The organism is Acinetobacter sp. FY683 (genome assembly GCF_059515885.1).
This window is the reverse complement of sequence record NZ_JCAKNA010000011.1, coordinates 41,670-56,560: the sequence shown is the minus strand read 5'-3', so window position 1 is coordinate 56,560 and position 14,891 is coordinate 41,670. Positions and strand designations below refer to the sequence as shown.

Sequence of the window (14,891 nt, the reverse complement as noted above, 5' to 3'; positions counted from 1 at the left end):
TTTGGTTGGTTTTATGGCAAAATACACTTCTGTTTTAGTTGTAACATACAATTAAAGCCTCATTTCATTGTGATCAAATCGATATAGGTTGTCCCCCCATGAATGCGTTAACTCAGGAATTGGTTGATTTACTTAGCCTTGAAAAGCTTGAAGAAAATATCTTCCGTGGTCAAAGTCGAAACTTGGTGGGCAAGCGTGTCTTCGGTGGGCAGGTTTTAGGTCAAGCCTTACGTGCTGCATCTTATACAACAGATCGACCTGCGCATTCTTTACATGCGTACTTTTTATTTGGTGGGGATGTTAATGCACCCATTATTTATGAGGTAGATCGTATTCGTGATGGACGTAGCTTTGTGAGCCGTCAGGTACGCGCAATTCAGCATGGTAAAACCATTTTTATGTGTATGGTGTCATTTGCAGAACAGGAAGAGGGTTTAAATTATCAAACTACAGAGCCTGATTATCCTGCACCTGAAACATTACAAACAGAAGCCGAATTAAAAACTCAAATTGTAGAATTTGTTCCTGAAAATGTACGTGCAAGTTTTATGCGAGATCGACATGTAGAGCTTCGCCCTGTAATGCCAGTTAACCCATTTGCACCACATCCTGAAGCTCCAAATTATGCACATTACATTCGTACGCACGATAAAATTGCTGAAAATGTAGATGAGATTTCATTACATCAAGCAATTGCTGCGTTTTATTCAGACTTTACTTTAATGACAACGGCACTTCGTCCACATGGTTTAAGCTATTTGTCACCAAGTTTGCAGTGTGCAAGCATTGACCATGCGATGTATTTCCATAAACCATTTCGTGTAGATGAGTTTATGTTGTATGACATGGACGCAACGATAAGTGCAAGTTCACGAGGTTTGAATTTCGGTAGAATGTGGCAAAATGGTCAGTTGGTATGTAGTACGACACAAGAAGGCTTGATTCGTTTACGTGAAATCGAAGTTCAATAAACGTCAGGTCTAAAGTTAAAAAGCCAAACTGTTGTTTGGCTTTTTAATGTTTTAAGTTGTCTAAGAAATTAGTGGCAATGATAAGAGCCATCTTTGTGGTTATTGTGACAACCATCTTTGTTTGTTCTGCTTGAATGTGCAAATATGCTACTTGTAATTAATGTAACGATTAAAAGAATGATCACTTTTTTCATATACTTTTCCCCAAAAAATAAAATTTATTATAATCATGTGTTTAATATTTTTGCTGCTAACATGAATACGGCACAGTCGTATTTTGGGGTGGTGTTTAATTGGGTCGTTAAAAATAAGCTTATGACAAAATAATACTCGATTATAAGAAATGCTCATGGCATATTGAGCGCTAAATTATTCAAAAAAGCATGCCAAGATGAGTTTAAATTCTCAAATTTTGATTGCAGCCATAGTGGGTGTAGTTTTTGGTTTTATTTTAAACCTATTCCCTAATACTCAATTTTTTGATGCCAGTATTTATGGTCTTAGCATTGTGAGTAGTATTTTTATTGGCTTACTTAAAATGCTACTTATTCCTTTAATTTTTAGCTCCATTGTTGTAGGCGTTTCAAATTTACAAGCGACAGGGCAGCTCGGTCGAACTTGGAAAATTACACTCATGTGTTGTGTAACCACAACAACATTGGCGCTTATTTTAGGTTTAGCATGCGCGCATCTATTTAATGTAGGTAAAGGCGTTGATATCGTCATGTTTCAAGATGCAATGAATTCACATCAAACACCTGACACATTAACGCCATCATCATTTTTTACCAACTTTATCCAAAATACTCTCATTAATCCATTTAAAGCTTTTACAGAAGGTAATGTTTTGGCTGTAGTGGTTTTTGCGTTATTTGTGGGTGTTGCTTTAGTGAAAGGTGGTGAAAAATTCAGAACGGTGCGCAATCTTAGTCAGCAGTTTTTTGACATTATGATGTTAATGATTGGTTGGGTGATGAAGCTTGCACCATTTGGTATTTTGGCATTATTAGCAAAGCTCATTGCAACTGAAGATATTACGGTGTTAAGTCGTTTAGCAGAATTTGCCGCCGTGGTTACAGGAACAACCATTTTTCATGGTGTGGTTGTATTACCATTGTTACTTTGGATTTTTGGAAAAATGAATCCAATCACCTTTTTTAAAGGAGCGCGTGCTGCTTTAATTACTGCGTTTGCAACAAGCTCAAGTTCTGCAACTATGCCACTTTCTATGAAGTGTGCGCAGGAAAATTTAAGTGTACGTCCGCAAACTGTAGGCTTTGTCATTCCTTTAGGTACGCAATTGAATATGGATGGAACTGCGCTTTATGAAGCGGCAGCAGCGTTGTTTATCGCAAACTTAATGGGTTTAGATTTGACTATTGGTCAGCAGCTGATTGTGTGTGCAACAGCAATGATTGCATCGCTTGGTGCACCAGGTATACCAAGTGCAGGTATGGTCACTATGATTATGGTTTTACAATCTGTTGGCTTGCCTGCCGAGGCGATTGCAATTTTACTACCTATAGATCGTTTGCTTGATACAGTTCGTACTGTGGTCAATGTTCAAGGGGATATGATGATTAGTGTGGTAGTAGATCGTTATACGAAAGAAGAAAGTGCAACTTAAATTTTAAAAAGTTGAATGTAAAAAAGGTCGGATATTCCGACCTTTTTTACTTGTTACTGGGGAAGAAAGTTAATCTTCTTTTTTATTTACTTCAGATGCTGTGGTGTTTTCAACATCAAGTTGACCTTCAAATTCAACATCATCAAAACTGCCTTCTTCAAACTCGAATTCACCTTCTTCAAAATCATTTTCAGAAGCTTCAGGAATACTGTCTAAATCGAAGTTGTTTGATTGTTCAAGTGTGAAGTTCAAACGACCTGCCATAACACTCGCAAGTTCTTCTAAACCTTGTTTGTTCATTGAAGAAAAAAGTTGAATTGAGAAGTTTAACTTCATCTTTTTCAATTCTGCTTTCACTTCTTGCAGTGCTTTAGAAGCAGGACCACGGTTTAATTTGTCTGACTTCGTTAAAAGTACATGTACAAATAATTTACGTGAGTAAGCCCACTCAAGCATCATGACATCAAAATGTTGTAATGGATGACGAATATCCATTAATAAAACTAAGCCCTGTAAGCTTTCGCGATGAATTAGGTAGTTTTCTAATTCTTTTTGCCAAACAATTTTCATGGCTTCTGGTACTGCAGCATAACCATAACCAGGTAAATCGACTAAACGCTGGTCTGGATTGCCTAAGCTAAAAAAGTTGATCATTTGTGTACGACCAGGTTTTTTAGAAGCACGAGCCAATTGCTTTTGGTTGGTCAAGGCATTGATTGCACTAGATTTTCCTGCATTTGAACGACCTGCAAATGCAACTTCATAACCTGTATCTTCAACACAAAGATTAAGCTTAGGCGCACTCATTAAGAACTCAGCTTTTCTTAACCAATTTAATGAGCGAACAGAGTACTCAGTAATGGCAGAATCAACTTTTTTCTCATAGCTGATCTTTTGCTTAGGCGCATTTGCTGTCTTACTGTTTTTAGACTTTCCTCTGCTGTGGTGCATAGCTTAACTTCAATCAATAATCTACAAACAGCTATTATAAAGGAAGTCGAACATTCAAGCGACCTTTGCAAATTTTAAAGCGAAGGAAATTTACAAAAGAACGTTATAAATGAATGAGAGGAATGGCAGACAGAGTGGAATATTTTGCTTTGGGCGATGTGTTGAGGACATCGTTGAGGGTGTATTGATTTAAGCTAATATAAAATTGTTCAAGTGCTTGATCTAAAATACCTTTTAGTCCACATTTGCTACGTAAAACACAAGGCGGGGTATTACATTCAACAATGTGATGGTCGCCTTGTAAAATTCTAACAATTTCACCAAGTTGTGAGTTTAATGCTTGAGGATTTAAGCGAATTCCACCACCTTTGCCACGAGTGGTAATAATCCAATCATGTTGTCCCATAAAATGAACAATTTTAACTAAATGATTTTTAGACACATGCAAATCTTCCGCAATTTCGGCAATGGTATACGGCATATCTCTTGGTTGAGCGATATACATTAAAATACGCAGTGCATAGTCGGTAAATTTGTTTAGTTGCATGTGATTTAAATAATATTAAGACCTGTTCTAGTGTAGCGTGAAAGTTCCTCTAAAGGAACTTTCAGCATAGAATCATCTATTTAGAATAAGGTGTTATAACTTAAAGAGGGGCAGTTACTTGTACTGTATCGCCTACTTTATAGTTTTCTAGCAATATATTCGCAACAGAGAATTCAGTACCATTTTCTTCAGCTTTAACCACAAATTTAAACTCGTTATGATCTTGTGCTTCAGCAAATTTAAATTGTTGAGGTTGTTGGAGCTCGTGGTTTGGCACATTAACTTTGACTGAAATGTATTGACCAACTTCTGCATTTACAACATCTTTTCCATCACTTGCTTTAATGGTAAAGGTCGTACCATTTTCGTTGCTTTCAATTGTTGTGATCTCAAATGTGCGCCATCCGCTCCATCCACCTTGTTTTGCAGCAAGGTTTTCAAATTTTTGTTTTTCTGCATTAATTAAAATATCAGCAAGTTGAAGATATGCTTCTTTCCAAGCTGCAATTAAGTCTGAATCCATAGGTACATCTAAAACCTCACTAATGGAATGAAGTAAATTTTCACCCACAATTGAATATTCATCTGGCTGAATGTTTAAGCTCACATGCTTTGTGGAAATGTGTTCAATTGCTTTTGCAAGTACGCTTGGGTTTTCAATGTTTTCAGCATAAGCCAATACAGCAGCTGCAAGGGCACGAGGCTGGCGACCAGTACTTTGGTGATCTAAGTTAAATGTATTTTTTAGCTCAGGATGATTGTTGAGCATGCGGTTGTAAAAATAACTTGTGAGTGCAACACCGTTTTCACGTAGTACAGGAACAGTTGATTTTACGAGTTCAATATATTGCGGATTCATGGCTTTACTTCTTGAGAGAGTTATAAGATATATTTAAAATACATCTTATAAAATGTATTTACAATACATCTTTAAGAAAACCATAAAAAAAATATGGGATATAAAAATATCCCATAATAAGTTAATAAATGATCGGTTTATTGGATTATTTTCTACCAAACAATGAGCCAAGCAATCCACGAACAATTTTTTGTCCTGTCGATCCACCTAAGCTACGTGCGGCACTTTTTGCAAAAGTACCGACTGTGTCTTGAATAATTTTTTCACGTTGTTTTGCTGCACGCTCAGCTTCTTTTTGCTGTTCGCGTGTAATACGCTCTTGCTCTTTGGCTTGTTGTTTGGCAAGAGCTTCTGCTTCTTTAGCTTGCTGTTTCTTTAGAGTTTCTCTTTCTTTTGCTGCTATTTTTTCTTGTTCTGCTTGAGCTGCCTGTTGTTGCATTTCGGCTACTTTATTTTGTAGGCGCTCAAATGCACTTTCGCGATCAACTTCTTTTTCATAAATACCAGCAACAACACTTTGGCTTATTAATGTTTTACGCTCATCAGTGCTAATTGGGTTAAAGGAGGAGTGCGGTGGCATAATCCAAGCACGCTCAACCATTTGTGGAATTCCTTTTTCATCTAAACAGCTTACAAGCGCTTCACCAACACCAAGTTCGGTAATTGCTTGGTCTACTTTAAATTCAGGATTGGCACGGAATGTATCCGCCGCTGTTTTCACTGCCTTTTGATCTTTAGGGGTAAAAGCACGTAAAGCGTGTTGAATGCGATTACCTAGTTGCCCTAAAACACTTTCGGGTAAATCGAGTGGGTTTTGGGTAACAAAGTAAATGCCAACACCCTTAGAGCGAATTAAGCGTACAACTTGTTCAATTTTCTCTTGTAGTGCTTGGCTTGCATTATCAAATAGTAAATGGGCTTCATCGAAGAAGAAAACAAGTTTTGGTTTGTCCATATCGCCAACTTCAGGAAGTTGCTCAAATAATTCAGAGAGCATCCAAAGCAAGAAGGTTGCATAAAGTTTTGGTGTATTCATTAATTTATCTGCCGCCAATAAATTAATATTTCCTCGACCTTCGCTATCTGTTTGAATGAAATCTAAAATATTTAAGCTTGGCTCGCCAAAGAATTTATCTCCGCCTTGATCTGCTAAAGCAAGTAAATTACGTTGAATTGCACCTAAGCTTGCAGGAGATAGGTTGCCATATTCTGCCTGATAACTTGCGGCATTTTCACTAACATGGCTAATCATTGCTTTTAGATCTTTAAAATCTAAAAGGAGTAGACCTTGGTCATCAGCAATTCTAAAGACTGCTGAAAGTACGCCTTCTTGTGTGTCATTTAAATTCAACATGCGTGAAAGTAATAACGGACCAATTTCTGAAACTGTTGTTCGAATAGGGTGTCCTTGCACACAAAATAAATCCCAAAAAACAACAGGGGATGCAGCAAAATCGACGGATTCTATATTTAGAGCTTTTAAGCGTTCATCAAATTTGGTATTGCTTTCACCTGCTTTAGCAAGGCTTGAAACATCACCTTTAGCATCGGCTAAAAATACAGGTACACCAAGACGTGAAAAACTTTCTGCAAGAACCTTTAGTGTTACAGTTTTACCTGTACCTGTAGCGCCTGCAATTAAACCGTGTCTATTGGCAAATTGGGAGTGTAAAACAACATCTTTTGTGGTGTCTGATGTTTTCTTTGCAACAACAATTGGTGTACCCATATTTATTCCTATTTCATTGTAATTTATGGCTTATCTAAGGTTTTAATTGCATTTTCTATATCTTGTATTAAATCTTCAGGGTGTTCTAGTCCTATACAAAAACGAACCAGTAATCCTTGTTTTATATGAGTATGTTCTAAAGTACGCATCTCATTCAAGTTGTATAGCATAACAAGGCTGATTGGGCCGCCCCAGCTAAAGCCAAGCTTAAATAATGTAAGAGCATCACAGAATTTACGAACATCTTCAAGTGTGTATTTAGGGTCTAAAATGACACTCACTAAACCTGCGCTATGACCGTCTGTACACACTTCTTTCCAATATGCGTGACCGGGTGATTCTTCATCACTTGGATGTAAAACTTGTATAAATTCTTTTTGCTGTTTTAACCAGTTTAATAGCGTAATTGTGCTTTGAGATTGATGTTCATAGCGGAGTTGCATAGAAGATAAGCTACGTTGAATTTGTGCTACATCATCTCCTGAAATGCTAATCCCTTGAATTGCATGCATACGATACAACTGATGGTGTAGCTTTTGGTTACGCGTTACTACTGAACCCATCAAAATGTCACCACCACCACTTGGATATTTCGTGAGTGCGTGAACTGTAATATCAACACTTAAATGCTCACTGCTAAAATCAAAAGCGTTAAAGGCTAAACCTGCACCCCAAGTATTATCAATAGCGGTAATAATATTGAGTTGTTTTGCTTTTTTTGCAAGATTGACTAAATCGGGGAATTCTAAAGTGACTGAACCAGCGGCCTCTAGCCATAAGAGTTTTGCTTTTTCTGTAGGTTGAAAAGATGAGGCATCAATAGGGTTGTAGACTTTTACAGTAATCCCATAACGAGATGAAAGGTTCTGTAAATGTTCCATGTTCGGACCATAAATATTATCAGCTACCCAAACCTCATCTCCTTGAGATAAAAAGCATGAGTTCACTAAATTGATAGCAGATAATCCACTTGGTGCAAGAAGTGAATAAATCCCGCCTTCAATCTGGGCAATGTTATCGCCTAAGGTAAAAGTCGTTGGTGTGCCGTGAGTACCGTAGCTGTAGTCGTAGTTATCTGTCCAATGACGATTAAATAAGGCATCTGTATTCTTAAAAATAATAGTGGATGCTCGATATAGGGGAGGTTGAATCGTATTTATAAGTTGGGGGGCTTTTCTTGGTGCATGGATAAGCTGTGTTTGTTGATTTTTTTTCACTTGAAAGTCTCTTGATCTGTCCGTAATGAAACTAGCTTAAGAGAAAATAAGCAATTCATGCTACAGAATTACGTAATTCTGTTAAAAACTGACAAATAAATAAAAGTTGGCTTCCTTTTTGCAAAACTAAAATTAGAGCAACAACAATTAGGTTATCGCGCATGAAGTCGCAGTTAAAAGTACATTATTTTCAGCATATTGCTGGCGAAGGGTTCGGGAGTTGTTATGAGCATTTAAAAAAGCTTAATGCACAAATAACAGCAACAGAGTTTTTTGCTTTACCTTTAGATCGTCCTTTAGATATCGAGGCATTACCTACAGTAGAAGAGGTAGACCTATTGATTATTATGGGGGGGACTATGAGTGTGAATGATGAAGCAAATTTCCCATGGTTAAAAGTAGAAAAAAGATGGCTAAGAAGATACCTGTCATTGGGTAAACCAGCTTTGGGGTTGTGTTTAGGAGGGCAGTTGATTGCAAATGCGCTGGGTGCTGCTGTTAGTAGAAACTCAGAGCAAGAGCTGGGGTGGAGTGTGGTTAATAAAGTTCAAAATGTACCTAAAGAATGTTTTGAGTTGCCACATACATTCAATGTAATGCAGTGGCATAGTGAAACATTTGAAATACCTAAAGGAGCAGTGCATTTAGCAGAAAACAATGCTTGTCGAAATCAGATGTATCAAATAGGCAAAAATGTGCTTGGCTTTCAGTTTCATCCAGAAATGACACCAGAAGCACTAACCTTATTTCTTGAAGATGAAGATGAGCTATCTAAATTTGCAGGTAAATATGTGCAATCTGAATTGAATTTAAAGAAAACACCAAAGGAAAAGTTTAGCGAAGGAAATTTTGTATTAAAGAATGCAATTGAATATGTTTTAAGAAGATCAGTGTATTAGAAAAGTGTTTACAAAATAAACAGGCCAAAAGCAGGGATATTTAAGATAAAAAGTAAAATAGGTTTGCTTATGCAATAAACAATCGTTATAATAAGCGACCCTTTAATGAAAGGGGTTAGCTACAAATAAGTTAGCTAATATCGTGACAGTCGTGGCATCGATCATGACCTTAGTGATTTTCACTGCCTTTGACACTTGCCTTACATTTGTGGGGGGGAGATGCGTCAAGGGTGATTCTTTATATATTTTGGCTTGGAGTTAACTGGTATGTCTAACCAGAGAATTCGTATCCGTCTTAAGTCTTTTGATCACCGTTTAATTGATCAATCAGCTCAAGAAATCGTAGAAACAGCAAAACGTACTGGCGCACAAGTTTGTGGTCCAATTCCGATGCCTACACGTATCGAACGTTTTAACGTTTTAACATCACCACACGTAAACAAAGATGCACGTGACCAGTACGAAATCCGTACTTACAAGCGTTTGATCGACATCGTTCAACCTACAGATAAAACTGTAGATGCGTTGATGAAGTTGGATCTTGCAGCTGGTGTTGATGTTCAGATCGCATTGGGTTAAGGCTTTCGGGTTAATTAACGTTCTATAAGTTAATTAGGCCGCTTTTTTAGAGGTTTATGCACATGGCTATTGGTTTAGTCGGTCGCAAGTGCGGTATGACACGTATCTTTACAGATGCTGGTGTTTCTGTACCTGTAACAGTGATTGAGGTTGATCCTAACCGCATCACTCAAATCAAAACGCTTGAAACTGATGGTTATCAAGCGATTCAAATCACTACTGGTGAACGTCGCGAATCTCGCGTAACTAACGCTCAGAAAGGTCACTTTGCGAAAGCTGGTGTTGCTGCTGGTCGTTTAGTTCAAGAATTCCGCGTTTCGGAAGCTGAACTTGAAGGTCGTGAAGTTGGTGGTACGCTTACTGTTGACTTGTTCACAGTTGGTCAAATTGTTGACGTAACTGGTCAGTCTAAAGGTAAAGGTTTCCAAGGTGGTGTTAAGCGTTGGAACTTCCGTACTCAAGACGCTACTCACGGTAACTCACTTTCTCACCGTGTTTTAGGTTCTACAGGTCAAAACCAGACTCCTGGTCGCGTATTCAAAGGCAAAAAAATGGCTGGCCATTTAGGTGCTGAACGCGTAACTACACAGGGTCTTGAAATTGTTGCTATTGACGCTGAACGTTCTGTTCTAGTTGTTAAAGGCGCGATTCCTGGTGCTACTGGTGGCGACGTAACTGTTCGTCCTACGATCAAGGCCTGAGGGGAAATAACGTGAATTTAAATACTGTTTCCGGCTCTGCTGTTGAATTATCTGAAGTTGCTTTCGGTCGTGAATTTAACGAAGCTCTTGTACACCAAGTTGTTACAGCTTATTTAGCTGGTGGTCGTCAAGGTTCGAAAGCTCAGAAATCACGTGGCGAAGTATCTGGCGGTGGTAAAAAACCTTTCCGTCAAAAAGGTACTGGCCGTGCACGTGCTGGTTCTATCCGTAGCCCAATCTGGGTTGGTGGTGGTAAAACTTTTGCTGCTCGTCCACAAGATTGGTCTCAAAAAGTTAACCGTAAAATGTACCGCGGTGCAATGCAATGCATCCTAGCTGAACTTGTTCGTCAAGATCGCTTGGTATTGGTTGAAGAGTTTGCTGTTGCAGCTCCAAAAACTAAAGAATTGCTTGCAAAACTTAACGACTTGAATGCAACTCGTGCATTAATCGTTACTGATGCTGTTGATGAAAACTTGTATCTTGCTGCTCGCAACATTCCACATGTAGATGTGGTTGATGCTACTGCAATTGATCCTGTTAGCTTGATCGCGTTCGATAAAGTTGTTATGTCTGTTGCTGCTGCTAAGAAAATTGAGGTAGAACTAGGATGAACAACGAACGTTTATATCAAGTCCTACAAGGACCTGTATTTTCAGAAAAAGCACAAGTTTTAGGTGAAACTGCTGGTGTTCAAGTTTTTAAAGTTGCTTTAGGCGCTAACAAACTTGAAATCAAAAAAGCAGTAGAACAATTGTTTGGTGTGGAAGTTGTTAAAGTTAACACGACTATCACTAAAGGTAAGACTAAACGCTTTGGTAAAACATTAGGACGTCGTTCTGATGTTAAAAAAGCATACGTCACCCTGAAAGCTGGCCAAGATGTTGAAATGGCTGACTTGGGCGATACCGCTGAAAGCGCAGCGGAATAAGGACGAGAATTATGCCTATTCAAAAATGTAAGCCAACGTCACCAGGACGCCGCTTTGTAGAGAAGGTTGTTCACAGCCATCTACATAAAGGTGCTCCTTACTCTCCGTTGGTTGAAGCTAAAAAACGTACTGGTGGTCGTAACAATAACGGTCACATTACGACTCGTCACGTTGGTGGCGGTCATAAGCAGCACTACCGTCTTGTTGATTTTAAACGTAACAAAGATGGCATTCCTGCTGTAGTTGAACGTATTGAATACGATCCTAACCGTACTGCACACATTGCACTTGTATTGTATGCTGACGGTGAGCGTCGTTATATTATTGCACCTAAAGGCCTTCGCGCTGGTGATCAAGTACAGTCTGGTAACGATGCTCCAATTCGTCCAGGTAACTGCTTGCCACTTCGTAACATGCCAATCGGTTCTACTCTTCACAACATCGAGCTTAAAATCGGTAAAGGCGCACAATTAGTACGTTCTGCTGGTACTTCTGCTCAATTGTTGGGTCGTGACGGTTCTTACGCAATCATTCGCTTACGTTCAGGCGAAATGCGTAAAGTACACGTTGAATGTCGTGCAGTTCTTGGTGAAGTTTCTAACCAAGAAAGCAACTTACGTTCACTAGGTAAAGCTGGTGCATCACGCTGGCGTGGTGTTCGTCCTACCGTTCGTGGTATGGCGATGAACCCAGTTGACCATCCACATGGTGGTGGTGAAGGGCGTAATAAAGGTATTCAACCTGTAAGCCCATGGGGTCAAAAAGCTAAAGGGTACAAAACACGTACCAATAAGCGTACGACTAAGATGATCATTCGCGACCGTCGCGTTAAGTAACAAGTAAAGGAATCTGACAATGCCTCGTTCTCTGAAAAAAGGCCCATTCGTCGATGCGCACTTGTTCGCTAAGGTTGAAGCGGCTATCGCGGCTAATAACCGTAAGCCGATCAAAACTTGGTCGCGTCGTTCGATGATCCTCCCGGATTTTGTTGGTTTAACAATTTCTGTCCATAATGGTCGTAACCATGTTCCAGTGATTGTATCTGAACACATGGTTGGTCATAAACTCGGTGAATTCGCGCCAACTCGTACCTATCGTGGTCACGGTGTTGACAAGAAGTCTAAACGTTAAGGTGCTATGATGGAAGTTACTGCTAAATTACGCGGTGCCGCTATCTCGGCACAAAAAACACGTTTAGTTGCAGATTTAATCCGTGGCAAATCAGTTGCTCACGCGCTTAATATCTTAAACTTCAGCAACAAAAAAGCTGCAGTTTTAGTTAAAAAAGCATTGGAATCTGCAATCGCAAACGCTGAACACAATAACAGTTTAGATGTTGACGATCTTAAAGTTTCTACGATTTACGTTGATGAAGGCACTAGCCTTAAGCGTATTTTGCCACGTGCTAAAGGCCGTGCAGATCGTATTACTAAGCGTACTTGTCACATTACCGTTAAGGTAGGGGTTTGATATGGGTCAGAAGGTTCATCCAATCGGTATCCGCCTAGGTGTTGTGAAACGTCATAACGCTAATTGGTATGCGAGTCCGAAACAATACGCTGAATACTTGCTTAAAGATTTGCAAGTTCGTGAGTTTTTGAACAAAAAACTTAAGAATGCAATGATCAGCAATATTCTTATCGAACGTCCTACGGGCGCTGCTAAAATTACTATTAGCACTGCACGTCCTGGTATCGTTATCGGTAAAAAAGGCGAAGATATTGAGAAATTACAACGCGAATTAACATCTATTATGGGTGTTCCTGCGCAAGTAAGTATCAACGAAATCGACCGTCCAGATTTAGATGCTCGTTTAGTTGCTGAAGGTATTGCTTCACAATTAGAAAAGCGTGTTATGTTCCGTCGTGCTATGAAGCGTGCGGTACAAAACTCTATGCGTGCTGGTGCTAAAGGTATCAAAGTTGAAGTTTCAGGTCGTTTAGGCGGTGCTGAGATTGCTCGTACAGAATGGTATCGTGAAGGTCGTGTACCTTTGCATACTCTACGTGCTGACATTGATTACTCATCAGTTCGTGCTGAGACTACTTACGGTACGATCGGTGTTAAAGTTTGGGTATTCCGTGGTGAGATTTTAGGTGGCATGAAACAAGTCATGAACCCTGCTCCTGCTGAAGAACGTCCAGCTAAACGCGGTCGCGGTCGTGGTGAAGGTCAAGAGCGTCGTGGTCGTCGCAATGATCGTTCTGCTGAAAAAGGAGAATAATCCATGTTGCAACCTAAACGTACTAAATTCCGCAAAGTGCAAAAAGGCCGTAACACTGGTTTAGCACATCGCGGTAGCACTGTATCTTTCGGTACAATTGCACTTAAATCAATTGAACGTGGTCAAATGACTGCGCGTCAAATTGAAGCAGCGCGTCGTACAATCAGCCGTCGTATTAAACGTGGTGGTAAGATCTTTATCCGTGTTTTCCCAGACAAACCAATTACTGAAAAACCATTAGAAGTTCGTATGGGTAAAGGTAAAGGTTCTGTGGAATACTGGGTTTGCCAAATCAAACCAGGTAAAGTCTTGTACGAAATTGATGGTGTTAACGAAGAATTGGCTCGCGAAGCGTTCACGCTTGCAGCTGCTAAACTTCCGTTTAAAACCACTATCGTGACTCGGACGGTAATGTAATGAAAACTAAAGATCTACGTGAAAAGTCGGTAGAAGAATTGACAGCTTTGCTTGATGAGCAACAGTTGAACCAATTCCGTCTTCGTATGGCGAAAGCAACTGGTCAATTGGGTAAATCGCACGAAGTTGCGCTTACTCGTAAGACAATTGCTCGTATCAAGACCCTCCTTACCGAAAAACAGGGGAACGCACAATGAGTGAGCAAACAGTTCGCACGTTAACAGGCAAAGTAGTAAGCGACAAGATGGACAAATCTATCGTTGTTCTTATCGAACGCCGCGTTCAACACCCGTTGTATGGCAAATTAATCCGCCGTTCAACAAAATTACACGCTCATGATGAGAGCAACACAGCTAAACTTGGCGACGTTGTAACCATCAAAGAATGCCGCCCAATGTCTAAAACTAAGTCATGGACTTTAGTTGAAGTTATTGAAGCTGCAGCTGAGTAATTAACGTTCTTGTTGCATCATCGGTCAAATTCGAGTACTCTTTGAGCCTTTCGAATTTGCGACCGGTGATGCTCGGTTTTGGAGTAGGGCAATGATTCAAACCGAAAGTATGCTAGACGTAGCAGACAACAGTGGTGCTCGCCGCGTACAATGTATTAAAGTACTAGGTGGTTCACATCGTCGTTATGCTTCTGTTGGCGACATTATTAAAGTTACTGTAAAAGAAGCTATTCCACGTGGTCGTGTTAAAAAAGGCGACGTGATGAATGCTGTAGTTGTTCGTACTAAGTTCGGCATCCGTCGTCCAGACGGTTCTGTAATCCGTTTTGATGATAACGCTGCTGTTATCTTAAATACGAACAAAGCGCCGATTGCAACTCGTATTTTCGGACCAGTGACTCGTGAACTTCGTACTGAACAGTTCATGAAAATTATTTCATTGGCTCCTGAAGTACTATAAGAGGCGATCATGGCTAAGATTAAAAAGGGCGATCAAGTAATTGTGATCGCAGGTAAAGAAAAAGGCAAACAGGGTTCTGTTTTGTCTGTTTCAAATGACCGTGTTCTAGTTGAAGGCTTGAACTTGGTTAAGAAGCATCAAAAGCCTAACCGTGCAACAGGTGCTGAAGGCGCTGTAGTTACACAAGAAGCTTCGCTTCATATCTCTAACGTGGCAATTTTTAATGCTACAACCCAAAAGGCTGACCGTGTTGGTTACCAAGTGATTGATGGCGCGAAAACTCGCGTTTACAAATCAAATGGTGAATCAGTGGCGGTAGCGAAGTAAT

At 39.7% G+C, this 14,891-nt stretch carries 21 protein-coding genes and 1 pseudogene; 16 read left to right on the top strand and 6 right to left on the bottom strand.

Annotation, left to right across the window (positions count from 1 at the left end):
* Positions 1-98 precede the first annotated feature (98 nt).
* Complete coding sequence (locus AC5YDH_RS07880; RefSeq protein ID WP_496118333.1) at positions 99-971, top strand: acyl-CoA thioesterase; 873 nt, start codon at positions 99-101, stop codon at positions 969-971.
* 68 nt (positions 972-1,039) lie between these two features.
* On the opposite strand, the gene AC5YDH_RS07875 is transcribed toward AC5YDH_RS07880, so the two are convergent.
* Positions 1,040-1,165, bottom strand: coding sequence for a YHYH domain-containing protein (locus tag AC5YDH_RS07875; protein WP_496118331.1), 126 nt, complete (start codon positions 1,163-1,165; stop codon positions 1,040-1,042).
* 197 nt (positions 1,166-1,362) lie between these two features.
* Here AC5YDH_RS07875 and AC5YDH_RS07870 point away from each other — a divergent pair, with 197 nt between their 5' ends.
* The gene (locus tag AC5YDH_RS07870) at positions 1,363-2,598 is read left to right on the top strand and encodes a dicarboxylate/amino acid:cation symporter (protein WP_496118329.1); all 1,236 of its coding nucleotides are present in this window, start codon (positions 1,363-1,365) and stop codon (positions 2,596-2,598) included.
* Between the two features lie 69 nt (positions 2,599-2,667).
* Here the strand turns inward: AC5YDH_RS07870 and yihA are convergent, their stop codons facing one another.
* The 5 genes from yihA to AC5YDH_RS07845 all read right to left on the bottom strand — a co-directional run bounded on the left by yihA (position 2,668) and on the right by AC5YDH_RS07845 (position 7,901).
* Positions 2,668-3,549 carry a ribosome biogenesis GTP-binding protein YihA/YsxC gene (gene yihA, locus AC5YDH_RS07865; RefSeq protein ID WP_496118327.1) on the bottom strand — a complete coding sequence of 294 codons (882 nt, stop codon included), beginning with the start codon at positions 3,547-3,549 and terminating at the stop codon, positions 2,668-2,670.
* Between the two features lie 103 nt (positions 3,550-3,652).
* Positions 3,653-4,096, bottom strand: a complete 444-nt coding sequence (locus AC5YDH_RS07860; RefSeq protein WP_496118325.1) for an RrF2 family transcriptional regulator — start codon at positions 4,094-4,096, stop codon at positions 3,653-3,655.
* A gap of 100 nt (positions 4,097-4,196) precedes the next feature.
* Positions 4,197-4,955, bottom strand: coding sequence for a globin domain-containing protein (locus tag AC5YDH_RS07855; protein ID WP_496118323.1), 759 nt, complete (start codon positions 4,953-4,955; stop codon positions 4,197-4,199).
* A gap of 145 nt (positions 4,956-5,100) precedes the next feature.
* Complete coding sequence (locus AC5YDH_RS07850) at positions 5,101-6,684, bottom strand: helicase HerA-like domain-containing protein (RefSeq protein WP_496118321.1); 1,584 nt, start codon at positions 6,682-6,684, stop codon at positions 5,101-5,103.
* Between the two features lie 23 nt (positions 6,685-6,707).
* Positions 6,708-7,901 (bottom strand): PLP-dependent transferase, encoded by a 1,194-nt coding sequence (locus AC5YDH_RS07845; protein ID WP_496118319.1) that lies wholly within the window; start codon positions 7,899-7,901, stop codon positions 6,708-6,710.
* Between the two features lie 161 nt (positions 7,902-8,062).
* On the opposite strand from AC5YDH_RS07845, the gene AC5YDH_RS07840 reads away from it, so the two are divergent.
* The 14 genes and pseudogenes from AC5YDH_RS07840 (at position 8,063) to rplX (ending at position 14,890) form a co-directional block, all read left to right on the top strand.
* Positions 8,063-8,800, top strand: a complete 738-nt coding sequence (locus AC5YDH_RS07840; RefSeq protein ID WP_496118318.1) for a type 1 glutamine amidotransferase — start codon at positions 8,063-8,065, stop codon at positions 8,798-8,800.
* A 267-nt stretch (positions 8,801-9,067) separates the two neighbouring features.
* Positions 9,068-9,379 (top strand): 30S ribosomal protein S10, encoded by a 312-nt coding sequence (gene rpsJ / locus AC5YDH_RS07835; RefSeq protein WP_000070912.1) that lies wholly within the window; start codon positions 9,068-9,070, stop codon positions 9,377-9,379.
* A gap of 62 nt (positions 9,380-9,441) precedes the next feature.
* Positions 9,442-10,080, top strand: a complete 639-nt coding sequence (gene rplC / locus AC5YDH_RS07830; RefSeq protein ID WP_496118310.1) for a 50S ribosomal protein L3 — start codon at positions 9,442-9,444, stop codon at positions 10,078-10,080.
* A gap of 11 nt (positions 10,081-10,091) precedes the next feature.
* Entirely contained in the window at positions 10,092-10,694 is a 603-nt protein-coding gene (gene rplD, locus AC5YDH_RS07825) for a 50S ribosomal protein L4 (protein WP_496118308.1), read from the top strand.
* Positions 10,691-11,011 carry a 50S ribosomal protein L23 gene (gene rplW / locus AC5YDH_RS07820; RefSeq protein ID WP_154771857.1) on the top strand — a complete coding sequence of 107 codons (321 nt, stop codon included), beginning with the start codon at positions 10,691-10,693 and terminating at the stop codon, positions 11,009-11,011. Before rplD ends, rplW begins: the two co-directional genes overlap by 4 nt.
* A gap of 11 nt (positions 11,012-11,022) precedes the next feature.
* On the top strand, positions 11,023-11,847 hold the full coding sequence (gene rplB, locus AC5YDH_RS07815) for a 50S ribosomal protein L2 (RefSeq protein ID WP_154771858.1): 825 nt from the start codon (positions 11,023-11,025) through the stop codon (positions 11,845-11,847).
* Between the two features lie 19 nt (positions 11,848-11,866).
* Positions 11,867-12,142 (top strand): 30S ribosomal protein S19, encoded by a 276-nt coding sequence (gene rpsS, locus AC5YDH_RS07810; RefSeq protein ID WP_004281508.1) that lies wholly within the window; start codon positions 11,867-11,869, stop codon positions 12,140-12,142.
* Positions 12,143-12,151: 9 nt separating this feature from the next.
* On the top strand, positions 12,152-12,481 hold the full coding sequence (gene rplV, locus AC5YDH_RS07805) for a 50S ribosomal protein L22 (RefSeq protein ID WP_067762914.1): 330 nt from the start codon (positions 12,152-12,154) through the stop codon (positions 12,479-12,481).
* A 1-nt stretch (position 12,482) separates the two neighbouring features.
* A pseudogene (gene rpsC / locus AC5YDH_RS07800) lies at positions 12,483-13,299 on the top strand (30S ribosomal protein S3).
* A complete protein-coding gene (gene rplP / locus AC5YDH_RS07795; RefSeq protein WP_067669331.1) occupies positions 13,239-13,652 on the top strand; it encodes a 50S ribosomal protein L16 in 414 nt (137 codons plus the stop codon). Before rpsC ends, rplP begins: the two are co-directional and overlap by 61 nt.
* Entirely contained in the window at positions 13,652-13,849 is a 198-nt protein-coding gene (gene rpmC, locus AC5YDH_RS07790; RefSeq protein WP_004825188.1) for a 50S ribosomal protein L29, read from the top strand. The genes rplP and rpmC overlap by 1 nt, the downstream gene beginning before the upstream one ends.
* On the top strand, positions 13,846-14,103 hold the full coding sequence (gene rpsQ, locus AC5YDH_RS07785) for a 30S ribosomal protein S17 (RefSeq protein WP_496118304.1): 258 nt from the start codon (positions 13,846-13,848) through the stop codon (positions 14,101-14,103). Before rpmC ends, rpsQ begins: the two co-directional genes overlap by 4 nt.
* Positions 14,104-14,194: 91 nt before the next feature.
* Positions 14,195-14,563: a 50S ribosomal protein L14 gene (gene rplN / locus AC5YDH_RS07780; RefSeq protein WP_067762909.1), complete on the top strand. Its 369-nt coding sequence runs from the start codon at positions 14,195-14,197 to the stop codon at positions 14,561-14,563.
* A 9-nt stretch (positions 14,564-14,572) separates the two neighbouring features.
* Positions 14,573-14,890 carry a 50S ribosomal protein L24 gene (gene rplX, locus AC5YDH_RS07775; RefSeq protein WP_154771861.1) on the top strand — a complete coding sequence of 106 codons (318 nt, stop codon included), beginning with the start codon at positions 14,573-14,575 and terminating at the stop codon, positions 14,888-14,890.
* Position 14,891: the final 1 nt, after the last annotated feature.

What these genes read in the sequence shown, in the direction of transcription:
- AC5YDH_RS07875 (WP_496118331.1), bottom strand. Translation starts at nt 1,165, where the DNA reads ATGAAAAAAGTGATCATTCTTTTAATCGTTACATTAATTACAAGTAGC.
- rplB (WP_154771858.1), top strand. Translation starts at nt 11,023, where the DNA reads ATGCCTATTCAAAAATGTAAGCCAACGTCACCAGGACGCCGCTTTGTA.
- AC5YDH_RS07880 (WP_496118333.1), top strand. Translation starts at nt 99, where the DNA reads ATGAATGCGTTAACTCAGGAATTGGTTGATTTACTTAGCCTTGAAAAG.
- AC5YDH_RS07855 (WP_496118323.1), bottom strand. Translation starts at nt 4,955, where the DNA reads ATGAATCCGCAATATATTGAACTCGTAAAATCAACTGTTCCTGTACTA.
- AC5YDH_RS07840 (WP_496118318.1), top strand. Translation starts at nt 8,063, where the DNA reads ATGAAGTCGCAGTTAAAAGTACATTATTTTCAGCATATTGCTGGCGAA.
- rpmC (WP_004825188.1), top strand. Translation starts at nt 13,652, where the DNA reads ATGAAAACTAAAGATCTACGTGAAAAGTCGGTAGAAGAATTGACAGCT.
- rpsJ (WP_000070912.1), top strand. Translation starts at nt 9,068, where the DNA reads ATGTCTAACCAGAGAATTCGTATCCGTCTTAAGTCTTTTGATCACCGT.
- rpsS (WP_004281508.1), top strand. Translation starts at nt 11,867, where the DNA reads ATGCCTCGTTCTCTGAAAAAAGGCCCATTCGTCGATGCGCACTTGTTC.
- rplV (WP_067762914.1), top strand. Translation starts at nt 12,152, where the DNA reads ATGGAAGTTACTGCTAAATTACGCGGTGCCGCTATCTCGGCACAAAAA.
- AC5YDH_RS07870 (WP_496118329.1), top strand. Translation starts at nt 1,363, where the DNA reads ATGAGTTTAAATTCTCAAATTTTGATTGCAGCCATAGTGGGTGTAGTT.
- AC5YDH_RS07850 (WP_496118321.1), bottom strand. Translation starts at nt 6,684, where the DNA reads ATGGGTACACCAATTGTTGTTGCAAAGAAAACATCAGACACCACAAAA.
- rplN (WP_067762909.1), top strand. Translation starts at nt 14,195, where the DNA reads ATGATTCAAACCGAAAGTATGCTAGACGTAGCAGACAACAGTGGTGCT.
- AC5YDH_RS07860 (WP_496118325.1), bottom strand. Translation starts at nt 4,096, where the DNA reads ATGCAACTAAACAAATTTACCGACTATGCACTGCGTATTTTAATGTAT.
- rplW (WP_154771857.1), top strand. Translation starts at nt 10,691, where the DNA reads ATGAACAACGAACGTTTATATCAAGTCCTACAAGGACCTGTATTTTCA.
- yihA (WP_496118327.1), bottom strand. Translation starts at nt 3,549, where the DNA reads ATGCACCACAGCAGAGGAAAGTCTAAAAACAGTAAGACAGCAAATGCG.
- rplC (WP_496118310.1), top strand. Translation starts at nt 9,442, where the DNA reads ATGGCTATTGGTTTAGTCGGTCGCAAGTGCGGTATGACACGTATCTTT.
- rplX (WP_154771861.1), top strand. Translation starts at nt 14,573, where the DNA reads ATGGCTAAGATTAAAAAGGGCGATCAAGTAATTGTGATCGCAGGTAAA.
- rpsQ (WP_496118304.1), top strand. Translation starts at nt 13,846, where the DNA reads ATGAGTGAGCAAACAGTTCGCACGTTAACAGGCAAAGTAGTAAGCGAC.
- rplP (WP_067669331.1), top strand. Translation starts at nt 13,239, where the DNA reads ATGTTGCAACCTAAACGTACTAAATTCCGCAAAGTGCAAAAAGGCCGT.